Here is a 5,071-nt window from a genome sequence, read left to right as displayed (position 1 = left end):
GAGCCGGCCCCGGCCGCCGGGTCCGCCCCCGACGCGTCCGGCGAGGGCGCCGCGGCCGCGCCGCGCCGACGCCGGCGTCGCCGGGGCGGGGCCAACCGCGGCTCCGCCGAGCCCGCCGCCTGATGGAGGACCCCGTCCTCCCCACCCCTCGCACGCTCGGGGTGGGACCCGGGACGGGGCCGGCGGTGCGGCGACCGACGCTGCGGGGGTGGATCTGGACGGCGGCCACCCTCGCGCTGGTCGTCGTCGCCGCCCTGCTGTGGCGGGGCTCGGACGCGGCCGCCACCCGCAGCACCACGGCAGATCCGGCCGGCGTCCCCGCGGGGACGCCGGCCGGCGCCGTCTCCACCTCCTGGTCCGCGTCGACCACCACGGCCGGCGGCACCGCACGCCCCGCCGTCCACGGCGGGCGGGTGGTCGTCGCCGACGGCCACGGCGTGCGGGCGCTGGACGTGGCCACCGGCGAGACCGCCTGGCAGTACACCCGCGCCAACGCCCGGCTCTGCGACTGGACGCTGGCGGGCAGCGTGGTGGTCGCCGTCTCCGGCACCGAGGACCGCTGCGACGAGGCGGTCGCCCTCTCCACCGACACCGGCGTCCGCTCGTGGACCCGCAACGTCGACTTCCGCGCCGACGTGACGCTGACCAGCACCGACCGGATCGTGCTGGCCGCCTCCCCCACCGGCGTGGTCACCCTCGACCCGGTCGGGGACAACACCCGGTGGCGCCAGCCGGCCGGCGAGGGCTGCCGGATCGTCGGCGCCGACGTCGGGGAGGCCGGGGTCGTCGTCCTGCAGCGGTGCGCGGGCTCGGCAGCGCTGCAGCTGCGGCTGTTCGACGGCTTCCAGGGCGGTGCGCTGTGGTCGCGCGACGTCCCCGAGGGGACGACGCTGGCCGGCGTCGGCCCGACCGTGGTCGTCGCCGGGACCGACGGCGTCCAGTTGCTCGCCGCGGCCGACGGCGCCCCCCTCGGGTCGCCGCTGCCGGGCGCCACGGCGCAGGTCACCGCCATCGGCGACACCGCGCTCGTCCTGGCCGACGGCCTGCTGTCCGCCGTCGACCAGGCCGGCGGTGCGGTCCGCTGGCAGGTGCCGGCCACCGGCCTGCCGGCGGCCGCGACGACCCGGAAGCTCCCGGCCCCCGCCGCGACCGTCCCGGTCCCCGAGGCGGGCGCGATCGTCCTCCGCGACGTCGACTCCGGGCAGGAGCAGGGCCGCGTGACCGGCGCCGACCTGCCGGACGGTGCGCTGGTCACCGTCGTGGGCCCGGTCGTGGTCGCGCAGGAGCCCGACCGGGTGGTCGCCGCGCGCTGAGCGCCCCGATCCGCCGACCCGGAGCGGCAGCCGCGCCGCGGCCGGGGTTCACTGGGGCCATGGCAGTGCCCGCCGGTGCCGGAGACACCCCTCCCCTCGCGATCGCCCCCGACGACCTGCGGCAGCTCGCCGACCACGACGCCCGCCACCGGACGTTCCCCGGCGGCGCCGGGCCGCTCACCGCCTTGGACACCGGCGGCGACGGCGAGCGCGGAACCGTGCTCCTCGTGCCCGGCTACACCGGTAGCAAGGAGGACTTCGCGCCCCTGCTGCGGCCGCTGTGCGTCGCCGGCTTCCGGGTCGTCGCGCTCGACCAGCGGGGCCAGTACGAGTCCCCCGGCCCCGACGACCCCGCCCGGTACACCGTGGCCGAGCTGGCCTGTGACCTGGTCGCCGTGGCCCGGGAGCTGCGTCCCGGGTGCCCGGCCCTGCACCTGGTGGGGCACAGCTTCGGCGGGCTGGTCAGCCGCGCCGCCGTCCTCGCCGACCCGGGCCTGTTCACCTCGCTGACCCTGCTCGGCTCCGGTCCCGCCCGGCTGGTCGGTCCGCGCGCCCAGCTGCTCGACCACCTCGCCCCGCTGCTGGACGCCGGCGGGCTGGAGCTGGTCAACGAGACCCTCGAGCAGCTGTCCATGACCGACCCCCGCGCGCAGGCCGTGCCGGCCGCGACCCGGGACTTCCTCACCCGCCGGTTCCTCGCCAACGCCGAGGCGGGCCTGCGCGGGATGGCCGACGCCATGACCACCGAGCCCGACCGGGTGGCCGAGCTCGCGGCGGCGGGCGTGCCGGTGCTGGTGGCCCACGGCGCCGCCGACGACGCCTGGACGCCGGCGGCCCAGGCGGACATGGCCCGGCGACTGGGCGCCCGCCACGAGGTGGTGCCGGGGTCGATCCACTCCCCCGCGATCGAGAACCCGGAGCGGACGCTCGAGGTCCTCCTCGACTTCTGGAGCTCGGATCCCGCCGCGGCGGCGGCGCGCTCGTGAGCCCCTCGGCGCGTGACTGGACGCCGGAGGAGGACCTCCTCGGCTTCTTCGGGCCCGACAGCGTGACGTGGCGGGTGCACGCCGACCCGGTCTTCTCCGTCGGCGGGCTGCGGGCCCTGCTGCTGCAGGCGCTGCACCCGGTGGCCATGGACGGCGTCGCGACCCTGTCCGAGGGCTTCCGCACCGATCCCTGGCCGCGCCTGGTGCGCACGGCCGCGTACGTGGACACGCTGACCTTCGGCACCCGGCGCGACGCGGTCCGCGCGGTGCGGCGGGTCCGCGGCATCCACCGCCCGCTGGCCGGGGTGGAGCCGCGCAGCGGTCGCGCCTACCGCGTCGACGACCCCGACCTGCTGCTGTGGGTGCACTGCTGCGAGGTCGACTCGCTGCTCGACGTCGCCCGGCGGGCCGGGGTCGTGCGGACCGACGACGAGGCCGACCGCTACGTCGCCGAGCAGGTGACCGCGGCCGTCCTCGTCGGGTGCACCGCGTCCGAGGTCCCGCGCACGGCCGCCGAGCTGGCCGGCTACTTCGACCGGGTCCGGCCCCTGCTCGCCCTGACGCCGGCGGCCCGCGAGGCCATGCGACTGGTGGTGACGCCGCCGATGCCGGCCTGGGTGCGGTTCCTGACGCCGGCGCGACCGGCGTGGGGGACGCTGGCCTCGCTCGCGGTGGCGACGCTGCCGCGGTGGGCGCGGCGGATGTACTCCCTGCCGGGGCTCGAGGTGACCGACGCGGCCGCGACCGGCGCGGTGCGGGCGTTCCGGCTCGGCATGCTCCGGCTGCCGCAGCGGGTGCGCCGCTCGCCCATCGTGTGGGCGGGCTTCGAGCGGGTGGCGGCGACCGAGCCGGCCAGCGCCTGAGGGAGGCCCTCAGTCCTCCTCGGCGAGGAAGCTCCAGGTCTCCCGCGGCCGGGTCGCGGCCTGACCGGCCGGGCAACTGGGCCGGAAGTCGCACCAGCCGCACTGCCGGCCCGGGGCGGCCGGGAAGGCGGCGTCCCGGTCCTGCCCCTCGTCCAGCGCGGCGCTGGCGGTGACGATGTCGGCGGCGACGTCCTCGGCGCGGCGGAGGTGGTTGGCCAGGGACCGGTCGGTGTGCTCGAAGGCGGCGACCGTGCCGCTGGGCACGTGGTGCAGCTCCACCCGCGTGCACGGCCGGCGCAGCGTGCGGCGGACGGCCAGCACGTACAGCGCCAGTGCCTGCGACCCGCGGGCGTCGTCGTCGGTGCTGGGCACGCGCCCGGTCTTGTAGTCGACGACGACGAGCTCGTCGCCGCGTTCGTCGATCCGGTCGACCCGGCCCGACAGCGTCATGCGCTCGGTGGTCGTGCTGACCGTGCGCTCCCGCGCCCGGGGCTCCTCGGTGGGGTCGAGCCCGGACACGTAGTCGCCGAGCCAGCCCGCCGCCCGCGCGCGCCAGCGGTCGGACTGCTCGTCGTCGCGGAAGCCCGCGGGTGACCACGCCGCGTACAGCAGCTGCCGGGCGGCGGCCGGGGTGCGGCGCTCGACCGGGAGGTCCCACCACGAGGCGAGCACCTGGTGCAGCGCCGTCCCGACCGTGTGGTGGGCGAAGCGGGGACCGCGCGGCGGGGTCGGCCGGTCGATGTTGGCGTACCGGTACCGCCGCGGGCAGTCGGAGAAGTCGGCCAGCGACCGGGGCGAGGCGCGCAGCAGCCGCTTCGGCATGCCGGGCAGGACCGCCTGCGCGCCGTCGGTCGGGTTGCGCATGCCCGCCACCGTAGCCGCGGGGTCCGACGGCCCCGGGGTCAGTCGCGGAACGGCGTGGCGCCGGTGCCGGCGGCGAGCAGCGCCTCCAGCTGGTCGGGCGCGGTCGTGCAGGCGGCGATCGGCGTCGTCTTGTTCGTCCCGTGGTAGTCGCTCGAGCCGGTGACCAGCAGGCCCCGCTCGCCGGCCAGCCGGCGCAGGTGCGCGCGCTCGTCGGCGTCGTGGTCGGGGTGGTCGACCTCCAGGCCCATCAGCCCGGCGTCCACCATCGCCGCGATCGCCTCGTCGCCGACCACCCGGCCGCGCTTGGTGGCCAGGCCGTGCGCGAAGACCGGCACCCCGCCGGCGGCGCGGACCAGCGCGATGCCCTCGAGGACGTCGGTGTCGGCCTTGGCCAGGTAGTAGGGGCTGCGGTGGTGCAGCAGGGTGGCGAAGGCCTGGTCGACCGACGCCACGACGCCGGCGTCCACCAGGGCCCGCGCCACGTGCGGGCGGCCCACGACGCCGCCCTGCGAGCGCTCGACGATCTGCGCCCAGGTCACCGGGTAGCCGGCCGCGGCGAGGGCGTCCACGATGCGCTCGCCACGGGCGAGCCGCTCGGTGCGCAGCCGGGTGCGCTCGGCGACCAGGCCCGGGTGGTCGGGGTCGAACAGGTAGGCCAGCAGGTGCACGCTGATCGGCGGGGCACCGGAGGGGAACCACCGGCAGGACAGCTCCATCCCCGGGACGACGGTCAACCCCGCCGGCCGGGCCCGCTCGACCTCGGCCCAGCCCGCGGTCGTGTCGTGGTCGGTGAGGGCCAGCACGTCGAGCCCGGCGGCGCGCGCGGTCGCCAGGAGCTCGGTGGGGGTCTCGGTGCCGTCGGAGACCGACGAGTGGGTGTGGAGGTCGATCCGCATCACCGGTCAGCCTGCCGCACCCGGCGCCCGGCGACCCGGCGGCGCGGCGGCCGCGGTCCGCGCAGCGGCGGGATGGGCTCGGTGTCGCGCCGTCCGGCGTCCGCGCCGGCCGGGCCGGTCCCCGGGCCGCCGGCCGGGTCGCCGGTCTC

At 78.2% G+C, this 5,071-nt stretch carries 5 protein-coding genes; 3 read left to right on the top strand and 2 right to left on the bottom strand.

Going from position 1 to position 5,071, the window contains the following annotated elements:
• Positions 1–185: 185 nt before the first annotated feature.
• The 3 genes from PGN05_RS24150 to PGN05_RS24140 are packed head-to-tail and all read left to right on the top strand — an operon-like array spanning position 186 to position 3,162.
• Positions 186–1,313, top strand: coding sequence for a PQQ-binding-like beta-propeller repeat protein (locus PGN05_RS24150; protein ID WP_419755123.1), 1,128 nt, complete (start codon positions 186–188; stop codon positions 1,311–1,313).
• 59 nt (positions 1,314–1,372) lie between these two features.
• Entirely contained in the window at positions 1,373–2,299 is a 927-nt protein-coding gene (locus PGN05_RS24145; RefSeq protein WP_419755122.1) for an alpha/beta fold hydrolase, read from the top strand.
• Positions 2,296–3,162 (top strand): oxygenase MpaB family protein, encoded by an 867-nt coding sequence (locus PGN05_RS24140; protein ID WP_419755121.1) that lies wholly within the window; start codon positions 2,296–2,298, stop codon positions 3,160–3,162. Before PGN05_RS24145 ends, PGN05_RS24140 begins: the two co-directional genes overlap by 4 nt.
• Before the next feature lie 9 nt (positions 3,163–3,171).
• On the opposite strand, the gene PGN05_RS24135 is transcribed toward PGN05_RS24140, so the two are convergent.
• Together PGN05_RS24135 and PGN05_RS24130 are read right to left on the bottom strand one after the other, a co-directional pair.
• Positions 3,172–4,026 carry a RecB family exonuclease gene (locus PGN05_RS24135; RefSeq protein WP_419755120.1) on the bottom strand — a complete coding sequence of 285 codons (855 nt, stop codon included), beginning with the start codon at positions 4,024–4,026 and terminating at the stop codon, positions 3,172–3,174.
• Between the two features lie 38 nt (positions 4,027–4,064).
• Positions 4,065–4,922, bottom strand: coding sequence for a PHP domain-containing protein (locus PGN05_RS24130; protein ID WP_419755119.1), 858 nt, complete (start codon positions 4,920–4,922; stop codon positions 4,065–4,067).
• Positions 4,923–5,071: the final 149 nt, after the last annotated feature.

Origin of the sequence: Geodermatophilus sp. CPCC 206100 (genome assembly GCF_048569675.1) — a bacterium.
Classification (GTDB): Bacteria; Actinomycetota; Actinomycetes; order Mycobacteriales; family Geodermatophilaceae; genus Geodermatophilus.
The sequence above is the reverse complement of the archived record's forward strand: the minus strand, read 5'-3'. Positions and strand labels throughout refer to the sequence as shown.

Bases quoted from the DNA above. Each gene is read 5' to 3' on its own strand.
- PGN05_RS24145 (WP_419755122.1), top strand. From the start codon at position 1,373: ATGGCAGTGCCCGCCGGTGCCGGAGACACCCCTCCCCTCGCGATCGCC.
- PGN05_RS24135 (WP_419755120.1), bottom strand. From the start codon at position 4,026: ATGCGCAACCCGACCGACGGCGCGCAGGCGGTCCTGCCCGGCATGCCG.
- PGN05_RS24130 (WP_419755119.1), bottom strand. From the start codon at position 4,922: ATGCGGATCGACCTCCACACCCACTCGTCGGTCTCCGACGGCACCGAG.